This is a genomic window from Niallia alba (genome assembly GCF_012933555.1).
Classification (GTDB): domain Bacteria; phylum Bacillota; class Bacilli; order Bacillales; family Cytobacillaceae; genus Niallia; species Niallia alba.
The window spans coordinates 15,001-35,000 of record NZ_JABBPK010000001.1 but is presented as its reverse complement, the minus strand read 5'-3'; the positions used below and the strand labels follow the sequence as shown (position 1 = coordinate 35,000).

The following is a 20,000-nucleotide window of genomic DNA, read 5'->3' as shown; positions in this document are numbered from 1 at the left end:
AAACTGACCCATTGTAGAGTTAGTTAGTTCATCAGCCTTTTTCAAAGCGTCATTCGTTGCTGCTAGAACTAAATCCTGTAACATTTCTACATCTTCTGGATCTACAACCTCTTCCTTAATAATGACATCAAGAACTTCCTTATGTCCAGATACAACAACTGTTACCATTCCGCCACCTGCTGTTCCTTCAATCTTCTCTTCACCAAGTTGTTCTTGAGCTTCCGCCATTTTCTTTTGCATTTTCTGCATTTGCTTCATCATATTTTGCATATTTCCCATTCCACGCATATAGATTACCTCCAGTTTATAGTTTCCATTGGTTCTAACATAATAGAATTACCTATATATTATGTACATATATAACCAATAGGTTAAAAATTAATCCTTCACTTCTAATAATTCTTCACCAAACAATTTTATTGCTTCTGAAACAACAGGATTGTCTTGACGCTCTTCACCGTCTCCCTCATCAGCAGAATCTAGATGGTGGGAGCTATTGAGAAATTCTTCTCTAATGTTAAGCCACTGTTCTTCAGGGACTCCTAATAAATTATACCTTTTTCCTATGAGCTGATACAAAGAATTAGTGATTGTCTCTATAAATTTAACATTATCTAATGCCATTTGACAGTGGATTTCATATTTAAATTTAATAATGATCGAGTCCGTAGATGCAGCAACTGGTTCTGCTTCATTTAACAAAGCTGCCTGTGATCGCATTTGATTTTGCACAAGACTATTTAGCATAACCCCCCAATTACTTTTTACCGTTTGTAATTCTTGCTTTGTTGCGTTCTTCAACGTTTCCGTTATTTTACCTAAAGGAGCTTGAAATCCTTTTCTATTCGTTCTTGCTTTTTTCTGGGTTGGCTGTGCTTCAGCTACTACAGCAACACCTTTTTGCTTAAGACTCGTTAGCTCTTCTTCTAAAGTAGTTAGCTTATTCAATAAAGATTGTATTTCCGGAATATTTACACCCAATTGCCCAGATGTTTTTGCTGTTTCTAACTGACAAAGCTTTACAATTGCTACTTCTAAGAAGATTCTAGGATGGTTTGTCCAGCGCATATCTTGCTGTGTTTTATTCAACAAATTTATAAGCTCATAAATTTGTTCATGTGTATGCTCTTCTGCAAGATCTTTAAAATCATCATCCAATAAAACTCTTTCTAAAGATTCTTCTAAATTAGGAGCCGTTTTATACAGCAGCATGTCCCGATAGAAAAAGATAAAATCTTCAATAAATCGATTAGAGTCTTTCCCTGCAAGAAGTAATTCATCTAATGATTGCAAACCTTTTACCGTATCTCTATCTAAAATCGCTCTAGACAACGTATTTAAAAAGTTTTGTGAAACAGCACCCGTCACTGTCAAAGCATCTTCTACTGTCACTATTTCATTACTATAAGAAATCGCTTGGTCTAATAGGCTTAACGCATCACGCATTCCACCATCTGCTGCTCTTGCAATCATTTGCAACGCCTTTTCCTCACAGGAGATTGCTGACTCATCCATAATCAATCTCATTCGATTGACAATCGCTTGCGACGTAATTCGTCTAAAATCAAATCGCTGACATCTTGAAATAATTGTTAAAGGAATTTTGTGAGGTTCAGTAGTGGCTAAAATAAAGATTACATGTTTAGGGGGTTCCTCCAATGTTTTCAAAAGGGCATTAAATGCTCCAATTGATAGCATATGAACTTCATCAATAATATAAACTTTGTAAGGTACAGAGCTAGGAGCAAATTTGACCTTATCTCTTATATCCCTTATTTCTTCTACCCCATTATTTGAAGCAGCATCTATTTCAATTACATCAGGTATTGTGCCATCTGTAATTCCTCTACATGCATCACATTCATTACAAGGTTCACTAATTGGTGCTCTCTCACAATTAACAGCTTTCGCTAGTATTTTTGCCGCACTTGTTTTCCCCGTTCCTCTCGGGCCAGAGAACAAGTAAGCGTGAGAGATTTTTTGTTGAAGAAGGGCATTTTGCAATGTCTTTGTTACGTGTTCCTGCCCTACCACATCTATAAACTGCTGAGGACGCCAAACCCGATATAAAGCTTGATAGTTCATAGTACCCTCCATTTTTTATTTTCATAATTATTATAGCTTATCCACTTATATTTTTACATCCATAATAGCATAATGGAAATAGTTATTTATTCTCTTTGAAAGAGAAAATCACAAGTATTTTAGATATTCACTTTAACTTACAAAAAAACTCATCCATGAAGGATGAGTTTTGTATGTATAAAAATAACTGCCGTGCACCTTTCATCGACTCGCACCCATAAGCGTTACTTAAGTAGTTAGCTCGGTCCAGGTGACCCTGCGGCACATGGGGGTGTCCACTTAATGCTGCTTCCTTCCGGACCTGACATGGTTCATGGATTCCCATTGCGCAGGACCCGGACGTCAACACCACTTACTTAAGGCAGACCCTACAGGATACCAGCCTCAGAAAGGAATTCAGCCTCGCTAGAGCGGATTGCGAGTACAGGGCACCGCTACCTCCCCGCTTAGCACGACAAAATTGATACCGAATATTAGGTGTCCTAAGACACACTCTTAGTATACTGATAAAGAAAGAAAAAATCAACACAAAGCATTTGTTAATTTTTGTAAGAATCTATATTACTCGCTTTTAATCTCTTTTCTGCCTTTCTTCGATTTCTTATTTCTTGAAAAAAAGACGTCAACAACTGCCCGCATTCTTCTGCTAATACACCAGATATTACTTCACTTTGATGATTAAAACGACTATCTTGAAGTAGATTCATAAAAGTACCAGCACACCCTCCTTTTGGATCAGCAGCTCCATAAACTACTCGTGGAATACGGGACAGTAGAATAGCACCAGAGCACATAGCGCATGGCTCAAGCGTAACATAAAGCGTTGCCTCTTCTAGCCTCCAAGTCCCCAATACCTTGCATGCCTTTTCAATAGTAAGTAATTCAGCATGAGCTACAGCAGATTGGTCTGTTTCTCTTAAATTATGACCTTTAGCTATTACCTCACCTTTATAAGCAATAACTGCTCCTATTGGGACTTCTCCTATTTTTGCAGCTTTCTGCGCTTCCTCTATAGCTATTTTCATAAACAATTGATCTTGATTTACTTCCATAATAATTACAGCCCACCTATATAAAAACACAAAATTTGTAATGAAATTTTTTCTTTGACTTAAACTAAAGAAGATAAATAACCATCCCACTTTCAATAAAAAAGCAGGCTGTTTGTAACTATTTTACTCCTCACACAAAAACTAATGCTTTATTCTACCATTTTACATAGAAAAGGAGAACCGTATGGAATCGTCGAACACTGCCCTTTTAATTATCGATATGATAAATGACTTTAATTTTGAACATGGAAATATTTTAGCAGAAAAAGCTTTAATAATTGCAGAACAAATCCAACAACTAAAAAAACAATGTAAACAGGAAAACATACCTATTATTTATATCAATGACCATTATAATTTATGGCAAGCTGAATTAAACAAAGTAATCGATTATTGTAGAAATGAAAAAAGCGAACTATTTATCGATAAAATTAAGCCCGATGATACAGACTATTTTTTAATAAAACCAAGACATTCAGCCTTTTATGGCACCGCTTTATATACATTGCTTCACCAGCTACATGTAAAAAACCTTATTCTTACCGGAATCGCAGGAAATATTTGCGTTCTATTCACTGCAAATGATGCCTATATGCGGGAGTATCCTCTTCTTATTCCGGACAATTGTATTGCTTCTGTTGACGATGAAGATAATAAGTATGCTCTACGTATGATGAAAAATGTCATGAACGCGAAAATATTTACATTCAAAAAAAATACAATCATTTCTTCCCTTTCCTCCTCATAAACTGTAATAATGTATCCTTTTCAGGAGGGAAAAATATGCAAATTCATGTTGTCAGTAACAACCAAACCTTAATGGGCATTGCAGCTGCATATGGAACGACAGTTAATGATTTAGTAGAAGCGAATGATCTACCAAATCCAAACCAACTAACAATAGGGCAAGCACTTGTCATTCCCATTATCGGAAGCTTTTACTGGGTTCAACCAGGAGACAGCCTCTGGTCCATCGCTCAGAGGTTCCGATTAAATTATGAACAATTAGCTTCCATTAATTCCATTCCTGCCAACCAATCTTTACAAGTTGGTTTACGATTATATATTCCTGAAAGACCAAAAAGACCAGTTGATATCAATGCATATGTAGAACCAAGGGGAACATCTGTTGCGCCAAATCTAGAGGCAAGTGCACGAGAAGCAGCTCCTTACTTAACCTATCTTGCTCCATTTAGCTTTCAAGCATTACGAGACGGAAGCTTAAAAGAACCGCTTCTCAATAATTTCCCTGATATCGCCAGACAAAATAATAATGTATTAATGATGGTGATTACCAATCAAGAAAATGACCAATTTAGTGATGAACTAGGAAGAATCCTATTAAACGATGAAGCAATTCAAAATAACTTTATCAATAATATAGTCATAACTGCTAAAAAATACGGATTTAAAGATATCCATTTTGATTTTGAATATTTAAGACCAGCTGATCGCGAAGCTTATAATCGTTTTCTACGTAAAGCAAAAAATCGTTTTTCTCAGGAAGGATGGTTATTATCGACTGCTTTGGCACCAAAAACAAGTGCCACTCAACAAGGAAAATGGTATGAAGGGCATGATTACAAAGCACATGGGGAAATTGTAGATTTTGTTGTTATCATGACATATGAATGGGGATATAGCGGCGGACCTGCTATGGCTGTTTCTCCTATTGGACCAGTTAGAGACGTTCTAGAATATGCAATTACAGAAATACCCTCTTCTAAAATTATGATGGGCCAAAATTTATATGGATACGATTGGACACTTCCATTTGTCGAAGGGACAGTGGCAAGAGCACTTAGTCCTCAAGCAGCTATTCAGCTTGCAGCTGACAATAATGCTGTTATACTATATGACCAAAAAGCACAAGCTCCCTATTTTAAATATACAGATAGTGAAGGGAAATTACACGAAGTATGGTTTGAGGATGCCCGTTCCATTCAGGCAAAATTTAATTTAATTAAAGAGTTAAATTTAAGAGGTATTAGCTATTGGAAATTAGGATTACCATTTCCCCAAAACTGGCTTTTAATCCTCGATAATTTTCAAGTAACAAAAAGAACATAAACGAAAGGAAAGGTTCTTTTTAAATAGACCTTTCCTTTCGTCTTATCGTATCTATCCTACTAATCTCGTATATATTGACTTGGCTACACTTACTTCTGAAGTTCCATGAATGATAGCACGCCCGTCTTTAAAAAGAACCACCCGATAATCATTATAATGAAAAGATACTAAATAAGGATTTGCAATTAAATTTTCAACGAGTGACTTCCACTGCTGTGAGAACTCGTATAAATCTAATCCTTTAGGTGTTGGTGGGCGAATATGAACTGCATCTCTTCCACATAACACCGCTGCTTTTGTTTGGTTTTGTTGGGATAAATATGGGAAACTTGCCTCTTTCCCACAAGTTGGACAATTAGTATGTTTTAACTTTGCGACATTCATTTCCACATATTCCATTTTCCAAATATCAAAGGAACGAAGAACTGGCAATACTGTTTCACCTGAAAGAATCTGCATAGCTTGTGATACTTGCATCGCTGCTACCCATTGAACAATTGGACTAATAACTCCTGCAGTATCACATGTAATTTGCTGAGAAGGAAGCCGATCGATCAAACAATGAAGACAAGGAGCATTCTCTTCGACCACTGAATAGGAAAGCCCATAGCTTCCCACACAAGCTCCAAATAGAAAAGGAATTCGACGCTTAATCGCAGCATCATTTATTACTAATCTCGTCTCAAAATTATCAGTGCCATCTATTAAAATGGAAGCACCTTCTATAAATTTTTCAATTGTATGGCAATTTATCTCTTCTACTATCGATTCAATCCGTGTATGACTGCTAATCTCTTTTAGCCTCTTCATTGCAGCAATTGCTTTAGGCAGTTTTTTTACTGCATCCTCTTCCGTATATAGCTGTTGTCTTTGAAGATTGCTTTGCTCTACATAATCTCGATCAATAATAGTAAGCTTTCCTATCCCTGCTCTTACTAGCATCTCAGAAACTGCTGATCCTAGGGCACCTGCTCCTAAAATAACGGCATGGCTATTTTCGATATTTCGTTGCCCTTCTTTTCCAATAAATAATTCCTGTTTAAAAAAACGACTAGTCAAGATGTAATCATCCCCGCTAATGGACTACTTGCGACACCATAGTTTTTCTCCGCTATTCGTCCTGCTTCATATCCCAACCGACCAGCTTCAATTGCCAACTTCATAGCAATGGCCATTTTTACTGGGTCATTTGCATTCGATACCGCTGTATTCAGAAGTACCCCATCTGCTCCAAGCTCCATCGCATAGGCTGCATCCTTAGGTGAACCAATTCCTGCATCTACAATAACTGGAACTGTGCTTTGTTCTATAATAAATTGCAAATTTAATGGATTGATAATTCCTTTTCCAGATCCAATTGGTGAAGCACCTGGCATGATGGCGTGTACACCTAGCTGTTCTAGACGTTTAGCAAGGACAACATCATCAGAAGTATATGGCAAGACAATAAACCCTTCTTCTAATAGTTGTTCAGACGCTTTTAGTGTTTCTACTGGATCAGGAAGTAGCGATTTATCACAACCAATCACTTCCACTTTAATCATGTCACATAAACCAGATGCCTTTGCAAGCTTAGCAATCCGTACTGCTTCTTCCGCTGTTTTTGCTCCCGCCGTATTCGGAAGTAGGGTATACCGGTTTAAATCCAATTGCTCTAAAAAGTTAGGCTGTGATTCTTCAAATATATCCATTCTACGTACAGCAAAGGTTAATATCTCACTTCCCGATACCTCTACCGCTTTTTTTTGGACTTCAAATGACGGATATTTCCCAGTTCCAAGTAGTAATCTAGACTGAAAAGTACGATCTGCTATTTTTAACATATATTTATCCTCCTCCAACAAAATGAATTAATTCCACTCTATCGCTATCTTTTAGTAAATGCGTTTGATACTGTTCTTTTTGTAAAATATCTCGATTTACTTCTACAATGACAATCCGATTACTTAATTCAAAAAAATGCAATAAATTTGTTACCGTAACTACCTCTTTCGGTAGCTGCTGTTCCTTGCCATTCAGTTGTATGTTCAATTATTTCCCTCCCCCATAAGCAAATATATTACGCTCTACTTTAAAAGCATCTAGCCACTCCTTCTCTACAGGCGTTCCAATAATTAAGTCGCGAATCATCTTTCCTGTTGCTGGGGCTAAAAGAATACCATTTCTTTGATGACCTGTTGCAAAATATAAGCCCTTCATCTCTGGATGCTCCCCTATATATGGATGACCATCATATGTCTGTGGTCTAAGCCCAGCCCAAGCTCTCGTCCACTTCATTTCTCCAACTTCTGGTATCATTTTCTTTGCTTTTTGTATAACCTCTTCTAAACCGTCAAGCGAGGGATTCTCGCTCCAATCATTCCATTTTTTCGTTGCCCCAATAATTAGCTCGTTATTATTTCGAGGTACAATGTAAAATTGATCATGGAATACAGCATAACGTAATGGTGCTCCCTCATTTATTGCTGCTACACATTCTCCCTTAACCGGAATAATTTCATGGGATAATCCTAATTGCTGAAAAAAGTAGTTGCTCCACACTCCACTTGCAATAACTACATTTTTTGCTAAAAAGGTCCCTTGCGCTGTTTTTATTGAATATTCCATTCCTGTCTTACTCACAGCTAATACACGAGTATATTCATAAATTTCAGCACCAAATAGTTGTGCTCCTTTACTCAAGCTATTACATGCAATTAATGGTGTGATATGGACATCCTCTTGTAAATAAGCAGCTCCCATAACTTCCTTTGAAAGCTGGGGAACTCTTTTTCTAGCTTCTTTATTATCCAGCCACTCCACCGAAGATAAGGATAGAATAGATTCTAGCTCCTTTTTCTCATTTTCTGAGTATACAAGTTTCAATAACCCACCATTTCTTTTCTCAAAATCAATAGCAGTTAACTCTCTTATCTCTTCATAAAGCTGTTTATATAAAAGCTGACTGCTTCTTGCAAATGGGTAGAGATGTTTAAATTCTTTATATTCAGAATGAGCACCAAGCATTCCAGCTGCTGCACTTGTTGATTTCCCACCAATTTTGTCTGCTTCTAATATAGCAACTTTCCTATTTTCCTTTGCCAAATAGTAAGCAATCGAACTACCGATAATTCCGCCACCAACAATTACGACATCAAATTGTTTTGATTCCAATAGTTTCACATCTTTCTCTTATTCGTTTTATTGCCATTAATGGATCGGAAGCTGAAAATATAGCAGACATAATTGCTACTCCATCTGCACCTAATTCAGCTAGTTTACCTACTCGTTCTTCCGTGATTCCCCCTATAGCATAAAGCGGAACGGAAAGCTCGCTTTTTATCTCTGAGATAGTGGACAATGTAACGGGTGGCTTCCCCTCTTTACTATTTGTTGAATAGCAATGTCCGTATATTACATAATCAGTCTGGCTTCTTTCTGCTAATATAGCTTCTTCTTTGCTGTTAACAGATAACCCATTTGATGGCAAATGTACATTTTTTAACGAAAGCAGTGTCGCAATATCAAGACGATCATTAACAATGATTTTATCTATAGGAACTCCCTCCTTAAGCAATCTCTCACAAAGGGTATAAATTTCGATTGGACTTTTTGCTTTCTCCCTAATTTGCACATAATCAACATATGGATGGATTTCTAATAAAATAGACAAAAGCTTCTCTAAAGAGTGCGTATTATCTGTTACGGCCATTATTTTCATATCTCATCACCTCTACTTTATATAAGTCTCAACGGTTTGAACGTTAGAGTCTGTTTGGAAAAGTGGGTAAAACGCCAAAAACCACTTTTCTAGGTAGTAGAAAAGTGGTTAATAAATTACGCCATAGGAAAAAATCCAATAGACACGTATATTTAAAGATATTCCACTTTCCTACGCAGGTACGAACCTGTTCAGGTTTTGAGGGTTTAGAAGTAACTACTTCATTCTCAGCCCTTATCAAGGGATCCCCTAGTGATTCATTCATTATTTATAAACTTTACCCATATAGTACCATAAATCGATAATATAGCAATAAAAAATTCTTAATCTTATTACTCTTTCGCTAATTTAACTTAACAAACCATATCTAAATTTAAACTTTCGATTGAATAACTATTAGGAAAAAACAAGCATATGTCCACATTCCCCTCCATGTGTTAAAATGACTCTTGTACTATTTTTATTACCTACTAAAGGAAGCAATCCTTTGTTAAGGCTGCATATACTAAGTTTATCTTTATTAACGAACCACAGCCCTTCAAAAAATATTAGCTTCTAAAATAAGAGAACAGGAGGGACAAGCGTGAATAGTATCCCTTTTATTACAGTAGAAGGACCCATTGGAGTTGGTAAAACTTCTTTAGCTAAATTACTCTCAGAGTATTTTCAATACGAACTCCTAAAAGAAATTGTCGAAGAAAATCCTTTCCTCGGAAAATTTTACGAAAACATTGATGAATGGAGTTTTCAAACAGAAATGTTTTTCCTATGTAATCGATTTAAGCAGTTAAACGACACAAGAGACCATTATTTAACTAAAAATATACCTGTAGTGGCAGATTATCATATATTAAAAAATCTTATTTTCGCGAAAAGATCTTTACAGGATAGCGATTTAGACAAGTATGTCCGCATCTATGATGTATTAACAGAAGACCTGCCAATGCCGAATATTATTATTTATCTACATGCTAGTTTAGATACAATAATGGCACGAATTAAAAAAAGAGATAGAGATATCGAAAAAAATATTAGTCCTCTGTATTTAGAACAATTATCTTCTGACTACGATATCGTTATGAATGACTTCAAAAAAAATAACCCACAAATTCCTGTATTAGACTTTAATGGAGATACATTGGACTTTGTTCAAAATAAACAAGACTTAGTAAAAATTATTAACACAATAAAAGAAACTTTAAATATAGGAGCCTTTAATCATGAATCTACGAACAAAATATAATATTCCTAGTAATTCCGTTATAACGATTGCTGGAACAGTTGGTGTAGGTAAATCAACGCTAACGAATGCACTAGCAGATGCTTTACAATTTCGAACTTCTTTTGAAAAAGTTGATACTAATCCATATCTTGATAAATTTTATCATGACTTTAGCAGATGGAGCTTTCATCTGCAAGTATATTTTTTAGCAGAACGCTTTAAGGAACAAAAAAGAATCTTTGAATATGGCGGCGGATTTATTCAAGATCGTTCCATCTATGAGGATACTGGTATATTTGCAAAAATGCATTATGAAAAAGGGACAATGTCAGAAGTCGATTATGAAACGTATACAAGTCTTTTTGAAGCAATGGTAATGACTCCTTACTTCCCACATCCAGACTTACTGATCTACCTTGAAGGTTCTCTCGAAGATATATTACAGCGTATTGATCGAAGAGGTCGTGAAATGGAAAAGCAAACACCGATTGATTATTGGGAAGAAATGCATGGTAGATATGAGAAATGGATTGATTCTTTCTCAGCATGTCCTGTTCTTCGATTAAATATTAATGAGTATGATGCTATTGCTGGTGCACAATCTATTGAACCAATTATAGAAAAGATTAGTACTATTCTTCAGCAAAAAAACTATAGCAGAAAAGCATAAAAGGACTTTCCTCGTTTTCGGTTATTACAGTCAGCTTTATTACTAAGAAGTTGACTGTAATGAAAACAAAGGAAAATCCTTTTTTTCGTTACAAAACTTATGAAAAAAAAATAAAAAACCTGCTACTGTAGTAGCAGGCCTCATATATCTCCAAATATTATGCGCAATGTAAATTTAAAATCATGGAGGAGGAAAGGGGATTCGAACCCCTGCGCGGTTTGACCCGCCTGTCGGTTTTCAAGACCGATCCCTTCAGCCGGACTTGGGTATTCCTCCATCAGACAAGTAATAATATATCATCTATCAAAACCTAAGTCAACTATATTTATCATTTTTTATTATTTATTTTAAACAAGGAGTTAGGAAATAATTTAGCTGACCTCAAAAGAATATAATACTTCTTAAGAGGTCAACTCCTTTTAACTGTCTATCATATTATTCAGGTGAAATTACTTCTCTATTTCTCATATAAGGACGAAGCACTTCAGGAATAACAACACTTCCATCTGCCTGCTGATAGTTTTCCAAAATAGCAGCAACCGTTCTTCCAATTGCAAGGCCAGATCCATTTAATGTATGCACATGTTCTGGCTTTCCTTTAGGCTCTCTACGGAACCGAATATTTGCTCTTCTTGCTTGGAAAGCTTCAAAATTACTACAAGAAGAAATTTCACGGTACGTATTATAGCTTGGAATCCAAACCTCTACATCATACTTTTTCGCTGCTGTAAATCCTAAATCTCCTGTACACATGCTCAACACACGATATGGTAAGCCTAAAAGCTGCAATACTTTTTCTGCATTTCTTGTTAAAGACTCTAGCTCTTCATAAGAATCTTCTGGCTTAACGAACTTAACAAGCTCTACTTTATTAAACTGATGTTGTCTAATTAGTCCTCTTGTATCTCTGCCTGCAGATCCTGCTTCTGAACGGAAGTTTGCACTAAACGCAGCATATTTGATCGGAAGCTGATCACCATCAAGAATTTCATCTCTATGCAAGTTTGTTACAGGTACTTCTGAAGTTGGAATTAAAAAGTAATCCTCTTTCTCCACTAAAAAAGCATCCTCTTCAAACTTAGGCAATTGACCAGTTCCTGTTAAGCTCGATCTATTTACTAGGAAAGGAGGGATAATTTCTTTATATCCATGTTCCTCTGTATGCAAATCAAGCATAAAATTAAATAGTGCTCTTTCTAGTTTTGCCCCTAAGCCTTTATAAAATACAAAACGACTTCCTGTTACTTTTGCTGCTCGTTCAAAATCAAGTAAATCTAAATCAGTAGCAACATCCCAATGAGGTTTTGGCTCAAAATTAAACTTTCTAATTTCACCCCATTTTCTTATTTCAACATTATCATCTTCCGTATCTCCAACTGGAACACTTTCATGAGGAAGATTCGGAATTCCTAACATAATCGTTTGTAATTTCTCTTCAACATCACGTAACTCGTTATCATATTCTTTAATTTTTTCGCCGACTTCTCTCATTTCCACAATAAGAGCTTCTGCATCTTTTTTCTCTCTCTTTAATACTGCTACTTGCTGTGAAACTTCATTTCTTTTACTTTTTAATTGTTCCGTTTCAACAATTAGTTCTCTTCGTCTTACATCTAGTGCTTCAAAATTGTCCAGTTCTGATAAATCTTCTCCGCGGTGCTGTAACTGACTTTTTACAAAATCAAAATTAGCACGAACATATTTAATATCTAACATTTTCTATTCCTCCCATTTTTTATTTCTACATGCAATCTACTTTCTATAGGTTTCACGTCCAGTTTGAAATCCTTACTCTTTATTTACGGCAAAATAAAAAACTCCCGTCCCTAAAAAAGGGACGAGAGTTACCCGCGTTGCCACCCTAGTTAAAAGCATAAAAATACTTTTCACCTTAAAGATCATAACGGTTTTTAGCCGAAAACAATTACTTGCAACAGGTGCGTTCCTTGTTTTTACTCTAGGATGGATTCACAGGCTTTATTCACCGATTCACACCAACCATCGGCTCTCTTTTAGAATAAGTTACCTGTTACTATTTCCTATCATAGTAGATTCCATATATTAGTTGCATATATCTTACTACAAGTATTTCCGAAATTCAACAGCTTATGCAAATAAGTGTTGCTTAGCCTCTATCGCCATCTTAATAAAATATCCCGTTAAACGATGATCATCTGTTAATTCAGGATGAAAAGAACAACCTAAGAACTGTCCTTCTCGCGCCGCTACAATACGATCATTATGTTTAGCTAATACTTCTACATTTTCACCAACACTAACAATATGCGGCGCACGGATAAACACAGCAGTAAAATCTTCAGCAACCCCTGCAATATCAAGATTTGCTTCAAAGCTTTCTTTTTGTCTTCCAAAAGAATTACGCTCAACTTGTATATCCATAACCCCAATATGTGGTTTATCATAGCCCTTAATGGCTTTTGCCAATAAAATCAATCCTGCGCATGTTCCAAACATTGGCTTCCCTGATTGAGCGAATACTTGAAGAGCTTCCATAAAATCATATTTATCAATAAGGCGACGCATCGTTGTACTTTCTCCACCAGGAATAATGAGACCATCAATCTCATCCAGTTGTTCTTTTTTCTTTACGACAACTGCTTCTGCATTATTCGCTTCAATAGCATTAACATGTTCTCTCACAGCACCTTGTAGTCCAAGGACACCTATTTTCACATTATGGTTTGGCATTATATTCACCTTACCAGCCACGCTCTTGCATACGTGCTTCTGGAGCTAGACTAGAAATTTCAATCCCTTTCATTGCTGTTCCAAGGTTTTTAGAAATTTCCGCAATTAACTCATAATCTTGATAATGAGTAGTTGCTTCTACTATTGCTCTAGCAAATTTTGCAGGGTTGTCTGATTTGAAAATACCTGAACCTACAAATACACCGTCTGCACCTAATTGCATCATTAATGCTGCATCAGCAGGTGTTGCAACACCACCAGCAGCAAAGTTAACAACTGGTAAGCGGCCTAACCTTTTAATTTCTAAAAGAAGTTCATATGGAGCTCCTAAGATCTTAGCTTCTGTCATCAACTCATCTTCATTCATATGAGCTACTTTACGAACTTGTGCATTTACTTTTCTAATATGACGAACTGCTTCAACAATATTTCCTGTTCCCGGTTCCCCTTTTGTGCGAAGCATAGAAGCACCTTCACCGATGCGTCTTGCAGCTTCTCCTAGATCACGACAGCCACATACAAACGGAACAGTATATTCATTTTTATTCAAATGAAATTCTTCATCTGCTGGGGTTAAAACTTCGCTCTCGTCAATATAATCTACGCCCATAGCCTCAAGCACTCTTGCTTCGACAATATGACCAATACGCGCCTTTGCCATTACAGGGATTGTTACTGCATTCATTACTTCCTCTACGATTGTAGGATCAGCCATTCTAGCTACCCCACCGGCTGCGCGAATATCCGAAGGAACTCGTTCAAGAGCCATTACCGCTACTGCTCCTGCTTCTTCTGCAATCTTGGCTTGTTCTGCGTTGATAACATCCATGATTACTCCGCCTTTTTGCATTTCAGCCATACCACGTTTAACTCTATCAGTACCAGTTTTCATTATTTGCCCCCTGTAAAGTCTCTTTTTTTAACACAAAATTATTGAAACCTTTTGAAGAAATTTGTTACTCCCTAATGAAAATAAACAATAAAAAAGAGCTTCTGTCAATACAAGAAGCTCTTTTTCTTTCAGTTTATACAATGTATGCAATTTTTCCTAGTCAATTATTATCGTTGGCTTTATTAAAAAATATTTACTTAAAACCAACCTTTGACTGTATCGGAAACACTTCCCCAAACATTTGAGAAGAATGAACCAATTCCACGCATAGCTAAAACAAACCAATTTGCCTTTTCAACTGTTTCATTTGCTACTAAGTCTACTTGTACCTTTTCGTTTCCGTCACTTGTTAAGAATGGCACTTCTTTTCCATCTTTCGTTTGTACTGTTACATAACCAACCTTGTCCCCTTTTTTGATTGGAGCAGTTAGTTCACCATCAGCATTTAGTTTCTTCTCATCCAAGACAACTTTTGCAACATAATTTTCTTTGTCATTATTTTTGATTACTAAATTAATTGCATCCTTAGTACCAATACTTACTTTATCTTCTTTTCCTTTTGTTACATCCAACGTTTTATTCTTTGCGTCTACATAATTTGCTGGAAGAACCTCTTCCGTAGAGAAATTACCAAAAGCATAATCTAATACTTTTCTTGCTTCTGCAAAACGGGAATCTTTCGTTTCACTTTTCATGATTACTACGATATAACGTTGGTCCCCTTTTTGAGCAGTAGCAGTAACATTAAATTTTGCATAATCAGTAGAACCTGTTTTTAATCCATCTACCCCTTCATATCCGTAAATTAAAGAAGGTATTAGCCAGTTAAAGTTTTTATATTCTCTTCCATCTCTAAACTTTAAGCTTGGCATGCCAGAAGTCTCTAAAATTTCCGGATAATCATGGATTAAACGATATGCTAATTTTGCAACAGCTTTAGCTGACATCTTATTTTCATCTGTTTCGCTTCCTGCTGGAATATTTCCTAATAAATCACCATTATTTAAACCAGAAGAGTTAACAAATTCAAAATCACCTAAACCTAACTCCTCAGCCTTTTGATTCATTACACTGATATAGTTTTTCTCTGTACCCGCGATTAATTCTGCCAATGCAACAGTAGCAGCGTTCCCTGAATGAATCGCCATCGCTTGGTACAATTCTTTCACTGTATATTCTTCCCCTTCAGTAAGCCCTACATTTGAAAGCTCTGGGGCGCCAGATAACCTGTGAATATAATTATTAATTTTAACTTTTTGATCCCAAGAGATTTTTCCATTTTTTATTGATTCCAGAACAATGTACTCTGTCATCATTTTAGACATGGAGGCTACACCAAGTAGTTCGTCAGTATTTTTTCCATATAATATTTCTCCGCTATTTGCATCTACTAGTATAGCTGCTCCTGCTTCTAATCCAAGATCGTCATTTTCGGCAGCACTTGCCTGATATGGTAGAACTGTTGATAGTGTACTTAAGAATAGTACGGCAATGATGAATGATACCGTCCACTTTTTTACCTGTTTCAATATTAAAACCTCCAAAACTATTTTTATCTATTAATCTATCTTATTTTTCAAGTTAATTATTTCCCTTGTACAGTTTAACATAAAAAAAATAAAAAAAATAGACAGTGCCATTGTTCACTGTCTAATGTAAAATAAGGAAACTTTATAATATATTCTTAAATGAAATTTATTAAGAAAGAGAATAGTTTGGTGCTTCTTTTGTAATTTGAACATCATGTGGATGACTTTCTCTTAAGCCAGCACCTGTCATTTTCACAAATTGGGCATTCTCTCTTAATTCATATAAATCCTTCGTTCCACAGTATCCCATACCAGAACGAATTCCACCAACTAATTGATAGATCGTATCTGAAAGCGGTCCTTTATAAGGAAGTCTACCTTCGATTCCTTCCGGAACAAATTTTTTGTTATCCTCTTGGAAATAACGATCTTTAGATCCTTTCTCCATTGCTGCAACGGAACCCATTCCTCTATATACTTTGAATCGTCGACCTTGGAAAATTTCTGTTTCTCCAGGACTTTCAGATACCCCAGCAAGCAAGCTTCCTAACATAACCGCGTGTCCACCTGCTGCTAAAGCTTTAACAATATCACCAGAGTATTTGATTCCTCCGTCAGCAATAATTGATTTACCATACTTTCTAGCTTCTGTAGCACAATCATACACGGCCGTAATTTGAGGAACACCTACACCAGCAACTACACGTGTTGTACAAATGGAACCTGGACCAATACCAACTTTAACGATATCTGCCCCAGCCTCGATTAAAGCCCTTGTTCCTTCAGCAGTAGCTACATTTCCTGCAATAATCGTTAAATCCGGATATGCGTTTCTAATGTCTGTAACGCCGTCTAGTACCCCTTGTGAATGCCCGTGAGCAGTATCAATAACAATTACATCAACATTTGACTTTACAAGCATTTCTACACGTTTTAACGCATCGTTTGTTACACCAACAGCAGCACCCACTAATAATCTTCCTTGGGCATCTTTTGCTGAATGAGGAAATTCAATTACCTTTTCTATATCTTTAATTGTGATTAATCCCTTTAATACACCTTCTTCATTGATCAAAGGCAATTTCTCAATTTTGTATCGTTGTAAGATTTTTTCTGCCTCTTCTAAAGTGGTTCCTACTGGAGCCGTTACTAAATTTTCTTTTGTCATAACATCAGAAATTTTAATGGAAAAGTCTTCAATAAATCGAAGGTCTCGGTTAGTAAGAATTCCTACTAATTTTTGTTCATCGTTATTATTAACAATCGGCACACCAGAAATTCTATATTTACCCATTAGATGCTCTGCATCAAATACTTGGTGTTCAGGAGTTAAAAAGAAAGGATCTGTGATTACACCACTTTCTGAGCGCTTTACTTTATCTACTTGCTCAGCCTGTTGTTCAATAGACATATTTTTATGAATAATGCCTAGTCCGCCTTGTCTTGCAATAGCAATAGCCATTTCTGCTTCTGTTACAGTATCCATTCCTGCACTAATAAGCGGAATATTTAAGTTTAGATTTTTTGCTAATTGTACTTTTAAGCTTACATCTCTAGGTAAAACTTCCGATTTAGCTGGAATTAAAAGAACATCATCAAACGTTAATCCTTCTTTAGCAAATTTACTTTCCCACATTTTAACGCCTCCATATTGTTAAAAATATTATTAGTAGGTTATCAATTGGATAAAATACTGTCAAGGTCAGTTTGATATGTTTAATTTTTCAAAAAATTCGAGAGGGGTAAAGAAATGTCCAATTATTATAAAGGCTGGAGCTCTTTTAGTTGCTTTTTTTCGGCTGAATACAGCCAAAATTTTCTAAAAAAATGCTATCGCAATTTACATATATCCGATATAGACTCTAAAAGTTATCAAAATTGCTATCCTTTTATGTATTTTTTAGAACATGGTAAATTGTACTATCAACAAGCGATAAGCGCTCCTATGAGTATTCAGCCTATTCTTTTATTTTATGGTCTTGTTCACTTAATAAAAGCCTGTTTACTTACTATTGATCCCAATTATCCTAACTCTACTTCTGTATTAGCTCATGGAGTTTCAACAAGAAAACTAAAAAAACAGCAATACTTATTTTTTCAAGATGAAGTAAAAATTCAAAAAAATGGACTCTTTACCTATATGGCGGAAAAAATGTTTGGCTGTAAAAATTTAGAAGGGGAAAAAGTGAAAATGGGACACCTATTTAACCAGGTTCCTGAATTATCTGATCTATTTCAAGCCTTAGAAGGGAAAGCAACTTTTTTAAAGGTGAATTTTCATAATCCAAATATAATCCTAATTCCTAACCAAGTATTAGATCTATACTTTATGAATAGTAATCATTTTAGAAATTATCTAGAGAGGAATCACGGAATACAATTAGAGGGAATAGAAGAAAATAAAACTGAACTGACGGTTCGACTTCTCGAAACGCTAAATCAAAGTAGTTTTATTAAATGTGATAGTAGGGAAAGAGCTTATGTTATTTCTACTGATAAAGAAAAAACTTTTTTTTCAAATGAAATGCTATGCCACTATTTAATACTATATAACCTAAGTATGATTGCTAGGTATGAGATTGAATGGTGGAGTGAACTATTAAAAACGATGCCAAATAAGGACTATCCCTTTATTGAAACTTTTTTGCAAATTGCTATTGAAAAAGGACCTCAATTGATTTATCAATTTTTGGAAAATCTAGCAAAAAGTTAATTATAATGGTAATGAGACTAACTCCATTCTGTTTATTCATGCATCCTTTAATATTTATATTACTTTTTATAGACAAAAACAAGCACCTACCAAAGTAGATGCTTGTTTCCTATTGCCTGGCGACGTCCTACTCTCACAGGGGGAGAACCCCCAACTACCATCGGCGCTGAGAAGCTTAACTTCCGTGTTCGGTATGGGAACGGGTGTGACCTTCTCGCTATCGCCACCAGACTTCTTTATTTAGAGATTTGTTCTCTCAAAACTAAATCATTTAGAAGGAAACCAATTTGCCAAGTAATCATTTTAGTTAAGTCCTCGATCTATTAGTATCAGTCAGCTCCACATGTCGCCATGCTTCCACCTCTGACCTATCAACCTGATCATCTTTCAGGGATCTTACTAGCTTACGCTATGGGAAATCTCATCTTGAGGGGGGCTTCATGCTTAGATGCTTTCAGCACTTATCCCTTCCGCACATAGCTACCCAGCGATGCCTTTGGCAAGACAACTGGTACACCAGCGGTGCGTCCATCCCGGTCCTCTCGTACTAAGGACAGCTCCTCTCAAATTTCCTACGCCCACGACGGATAGGGACCGAACTGTCTCACGACGTTCTGAACCCAGCTCGCGTACCGCTTTAATGGGCGAACAGCCCAACCCTTGGGACCGACTACAGCCCCAGGATGCGATGAGCCGACATCGAGGTGCCAAACCTCCCCGTCGATGTGGACTCTTGGGGGAGATAAGCCTGTTATCCCCGGGGTAGCTTTTATCCGTTGAGCGATGGCCCTTCCATGCGGAACCACCGGATCACTAAGCCCGACTTTCGTCCCTGCTCGACTTGTAGGTCTCGCAGTCAAGCTCCCTTGTGCCTTTACACTCTACGAATGATTTCCAACCATTCTGAGGGAACCTTTGGGCGCCTCCGTTACTTTTTAGGAGGCGACCGCCCCAGTCAAACTGCCCACCTGACACTGTCTCCCACCCCGATCAGGGGTGCGGGTTAGAATGTCAATACAGCCAGGGTAGTATCCCACCAATGCCTCCACCGAAGCTGGCGCTCCGGCTTCCAAGGCTCCTACCTATCCTGTACAAGCTGTACCAAAATTCAATATCAGGCTGCAGTAAAGCTCCACGGGGTCTTTCCGTCCTGTCGCGGGTAACCTGCATCTTCACAGGTACTATAATTTCACCGAGTCTCTCGTTGAGACAGTGCCCAGATCGTTACACCTTTCGTGCGGGTCGGAACTTACCCGACAAGGAATTTCGCTACCTTAGGACCGTTATAGTTACGGCCGCCGTTTACTGGGGCTTCAATTCAGAGCTTCGCACTACACGTGCTAACCCCTCCTCTTAAC

The 20,000-nt window shown here is 36.8% G+C and carries 18 protein-coding genes, 1 tRNA gene, 2 rRNA genes, 1 other RNA gene, 1 riboswitch and 1 other annotated feature (2 of these 24 only partly in view); of the genes, 5 read left to right on the top strand and 17 right to left on the bottom strand.

The annotated features are described in order from the left end of the window. The 4 genes from HHU08_RS00165 to tadA form a co-directional block, all read right to left on the bottom strand. A protein-coding gene (locus HHU08_RS00165; RefSeq protein ID WP_016205309.1) for a YbaB/EbfC family nucleoid-associated protein crosses the window boundary here: on the bottom strand, positions 1–288 show its 5' portion. The gene continues 33 nt to the left of window position 1, outside the view; 288 of the gene's 321 nt are visible here — the first part of the coding sequence; it begins with the start codon at positions 286–288; its stop codon lies off the left edge, out of view. A gap of 90 nt (positions 289–378) precedes the next feature. Further along, positions 379–2,085, bottom strand: coding sequence for a DNA polymerase III subunit gamma/tau (gene dnaX / locus HHU08_RS00160; RefSeq protein ID WP_169187574.1), 1,707 nt, complete (start codon positions 2,083–2,085; stop codon positions 379–381). Positions 2,086–2,275: 190 nt separating this feature from the next. After that, positions 2,276–2,540: signal recognition particle sRNA large type (ffs, locus tag HHU08_RS00155), an RNA gene on the bottom strand. An 84-nt stretch (positions 2,541–2,624) separates the two neighbouring features. Continuing rightward, positions 2,625–3,137, bottom strand: a complete 513-nt coding sequence (gene tadA, locus HHU08_RS00150) for a tRNA adenosine(34) deaminase TadA (RefSeq protein WP_016205311.1) — start codon at positions 3,135–3,137, stop codon at positions 2,625–2,627. A gap of 184 nt (positions 3,138–3,321) precedes the next feature. On the opposite strand from tadA, the gene HHU08_RS00145 reads away from it, so the two are divergent. Beyond that, on the top strand, positions 3,322–3,885 hold the full coding sequence (locus HHU08_RS00145; protein WP_101728746.1) for an isochorismatase family cysteine hydrolase: 564 nt from the start codon (positions 3,322–3,324) through the stop codon (positions 3,883–3,885). A gap of 35 nt (positions 3,886–3,920) precedes the next feature. Next, positions 3,921–5,207 carry a glycosyl hydrolase family 18 protein gene (locus tag HHU08_RS00140; protein WP_169187573.1) on the top strand — a complete coding sequence of 429 codons (1,287 nt, stop codon included), beginning with the start codon at positions 3,921–3,923 and terminating at the stop codon, positions 5,205–5,207. A 51-nt stretch (positions 5,208–5,258) separates the two neighbouring features. On the opposite strand, the gene HHU08_RS00135 is transcribed toward HHU08_RS00140, so the two are convergent. From HHU08_RS00135 to HHU08_RS00115, 5 genes are read right to left on the bottom strand one after another with little or no spacing between them, the layout of a single operon-like run. Then, a complete protein-coding gene (locus HHU08_RS00135; RefSeq protein WP_169187572.1) occupies positions 5,259–6,266 on the bottom strand; it encodes a ThiF family adenylyltransferase in 1,008 nt (335 codons plus the stop codon). After that, a complete protein-coding gene (locus tag HHU08_RS00130; RefSeq protein ID WP_101728744.1) occupies positions 6,263–7,030 on the bottom strand; it encodes a thiazole synthase in 768 nt (255 codons plus the stop codon). The genes HHU08_RS00135 and HHU08_RS00130 overlap by 4 nt, the downstream gene beginning before the upstream one ends. 4 nt (positions 7,031–7,034) lie before the next feature. Continuing rightward, entirely contained in the window at positions 7,035–7,238 is a 204-nt protein-coding gene (gene thiS, locus HHU08_RS00125) for a sulfur carrier protein ThiS (protein ID WP_169187571.1), read from the bottom strand. Then, entirely contained in the window at positions 7,239–8,369 is a 1,131-nt protein-coding gene (gene thiO, locus HHU08_RS00120) for a glycine oxidase ThiO (protein WP_224428210.1), read from the bottom strand. It abuts the gene before it with no gap. Continuing rightward, entirely contained in the window at positions 8,341–8,907 is a 567-nt protein-coding gene (locus HHU08_RS00115) for a thiamine phosphate synthase (RefSeq protein WP_169187569.1), read from the bottom strand. Before HHU08_RS00115 ends, thiO begins: the two co-directional genes overlap by 29 nt. A 151-nt stretch (positions 8,908–9,058) precedes the next feature. Continuing rightward, positions 9,059–9,168: riboswitch (TPP riboswitch) on the bottom strand. Positions 9,169–9,490: 322 nt separating this feature from the next. Between HHU08_RS00115 and HHU08_RS00110 the strand changes: the two genes are divergently transcribed. Together HHU08_RS00110 and HHU08_RS00105 are read left to right on the top strand one after the other, a co-directional pair. Then, entirely contained in the window at positions 9,491–10,150 is a 660-nt protein-coding gene (locus HHU08_RS00110; protein ID WP_101728743.1) for a deoxynucleoside kinase, read from the top strand. Then, complete coding sequence (locus HHU08_RS00105; RefSeq protein ID WP_016205321.1) at positions 10,128–10,799, top strand: deoxynucleoside kinase; 672 nt, start codon at positions 10,128–10,130, stop codon at positions 10,797–10,799. The genes HHU08_RS00110 and HHU08_RS00105 overlap by 23 nt, the downstream gene beginning before the upstream one ends. 183 nt (positions 10,800–10,982) lie before the next feature. On the opposite strand, the gene HHU08_RS00100 is transcribed toward HHU08_RS00105, so the two are convergent. The 6 genes from HHU08_RS00100 to guaB form a co-directional block, all read right to left on the bottom strand. Beyond that, positions 10,983–11,075: transfer RNA gene (locus HHU08_RS00100), tRNA-Ser, on the bottom strand. Between the two features lie 159 nt (positions 11,076–11,234). Continuing rightward, entirely contained in the window at positions 11,235–12,515 is a 1,281-nt protein-coding gene (serS, locus tag HHU08_RS00095) for a serine--tRNA ligase (protein WP_169187568.1), read from the bottom strand. Between the two features lie 114 nt (positions 12,516–12,629). Continuing rightward, positions 12,630–12,854 (bottom strand) — a binding site (T-box leader). Positions 12,855–12,905: 51 nt separating this feature from the next. After that, the gene (gene pdxT / locus HHU08_RS00090) at positions 12,906–13,508 is read right to left on the bottom strand and encodes a pyridoxal 5'-phosphate synthase glutaminase subunit PdxT (protein ID WP_016205323.1); all 603 of its coding nucleotides are present in this window, start codon (positions 13,506–13,508) and stop codon (positions 12,906–12,908) included. 10 nt (positions 13,509–13,518) lie between these two features. Then, complete coding sequence (pdxS, locus tag HHU08_RS00085) at positions 13,519–14,403, bottom strand: pyridoxal 5'-phosphate synthase lyase subunit PdxS (protein ID WP_198013244.1); 885 nt, start codon at positions 14,401–14,403, stop codon at positions 13,519–13,521. Positions 14,404–14,597: 194 nt separating this feature from the next. Next, positions 14,598–15,929, bottom strand: coding sequence for a D-alanyl-D-alanine carboxypeptidase family protein (locus tag HHU08_RS00080; RefSeq protein ID WP_016205325.1), 1,332 nt, complete (start codon positions 15,927–15,929; stop codon positions 14,598–14,600). Positions 15,930–16,098: 169 nt separating this feature from the next. After that, positions 16,099–17,565, bottom strand: a complete 1,467-nt coding sequence (gene guaB, locus HHU08_RS00075; protein ID WP_016205326.1) for an IMP dehydrogenase — start codon at positions 17,563–17,565, stop codon at positions 16,099–16,101. 114 nt (positions 17,566–17,679) lie between these two features. Here guaB and HHU08_RS00070 point away from each other — a divergent pair, with 114 nt between their 5' ends. After that, positions 17,680–18,642, top strand: a complete 963-nt coding sequence (locus HHU08_RS00070) for a YaaC family protein (protein WP_016205327.1) — start codon at positions 17,680–17,682, stop codon at positions 18,640–18,642. Positions 18,643–18,756: 114 nt separating this feature from the next. On the opposite strand, the gene rrf is transcribed toward HHU08_RS00070, so the two are convergent. Together rrf and HHU08_RS00060 are read right to left on the bottom strand one after the other, a co-directional pair. After that, a 5S ribosomal RNA gene (gene rrf, locus HHU08_RS00065) occupies positions 18,757–18,873 on the bottom strand. A gap of 72 nt (positions 18,874–18,945) precedes the next feature. After that, positions 18,946–20,000: ribosomal RNA gene (locus HHU08_RS00060) — 23S ribosomal RNA — on the bottom strand; it runs 1,883 nt beyond the window's last position.

What these genes read in the sequence shown, in the direction of transcription:
- HHU08_RS00130 (WP_101728744.1), bottom strand. Translation starts at nt 7,030, where the DNA reads ATGTTAAAAATAGCAGATCGTACTTTTCAGTCTAGATTACTACTTGGA.
- dnaX (WP_169187574.1), bottom strand. Translation starts at nt 2,085, where the DNA reads ATGAACTATCAAGCTTTATATCGGGTTTGGCGTCCTCAGCAGTTTATA.
- tadA (WP_016205311.1), bottom strand. Translation starts at nt 3,137, where the DNA reads ATGGAAGTAAATCAAGATCAATTGTTTATGAAAATAGCTATAGAGGAA.
- HHU08_RS00105 (WP_016205321.1), top strand. Translation starts at nt 10,128, where the DNA reads ATGAATCTACGAACAAAATATAATATTCCTAGTAATTCCGTTATAACG.
- HHU08_RS00145 (WP_101728746.1), top strand. Translation starts at nt 3,322, where the DNA reads ATGGAATCGTCGAACACTGCCCTTTTAATTATCGATATGATAAATGAC.
- guaB (WP_016205326.1), bottom strand. Translation starts at nt 17,565, where the DNA reads ATGTGGGAAAGTAAATTTGCTAAAGAAGGATTAACGTTTGATGATGTT.
- pdxT (WP_016205323.1), bottom strand. Translation starts at nt 13,508, where the DNA reads ATGCCAAACCATAATGTGAAAATAGGTGTCCTTGGACTACAAGGTGCT.
- HHU08_RS00070 (WP_016205327.1), top strand. Translation starts at nt 17,680, where the DNA reads ATGTCCAATTATTATAAAGGCTGGAGCTCTTTTAGTTGCTTTTTTTCG.
- HHU08_RS00115 (WP_169187569.1), bottom strand. Translation starts at nt 8,907, where the DNA reads ATGAAAATAATGGCCGTAACAGATAATACGCACTCTTTAGAGAAGCTT.
- serS (WP_169187568.1), bottom strand. Translation starts at nt 12,515, where the DNA reads ATGTTAGATATTAAATATGTTCGTGCTAATTTTGATTTTGTAAAAAGT.
- HHU08_RS00140 (WP_169187573.1), top strand. Translation starts at nt 3,921, where the DNA reads ATGCAAATTCATGTTGTCAGTAACAACCAAACCTTAATGGGCATTGCA.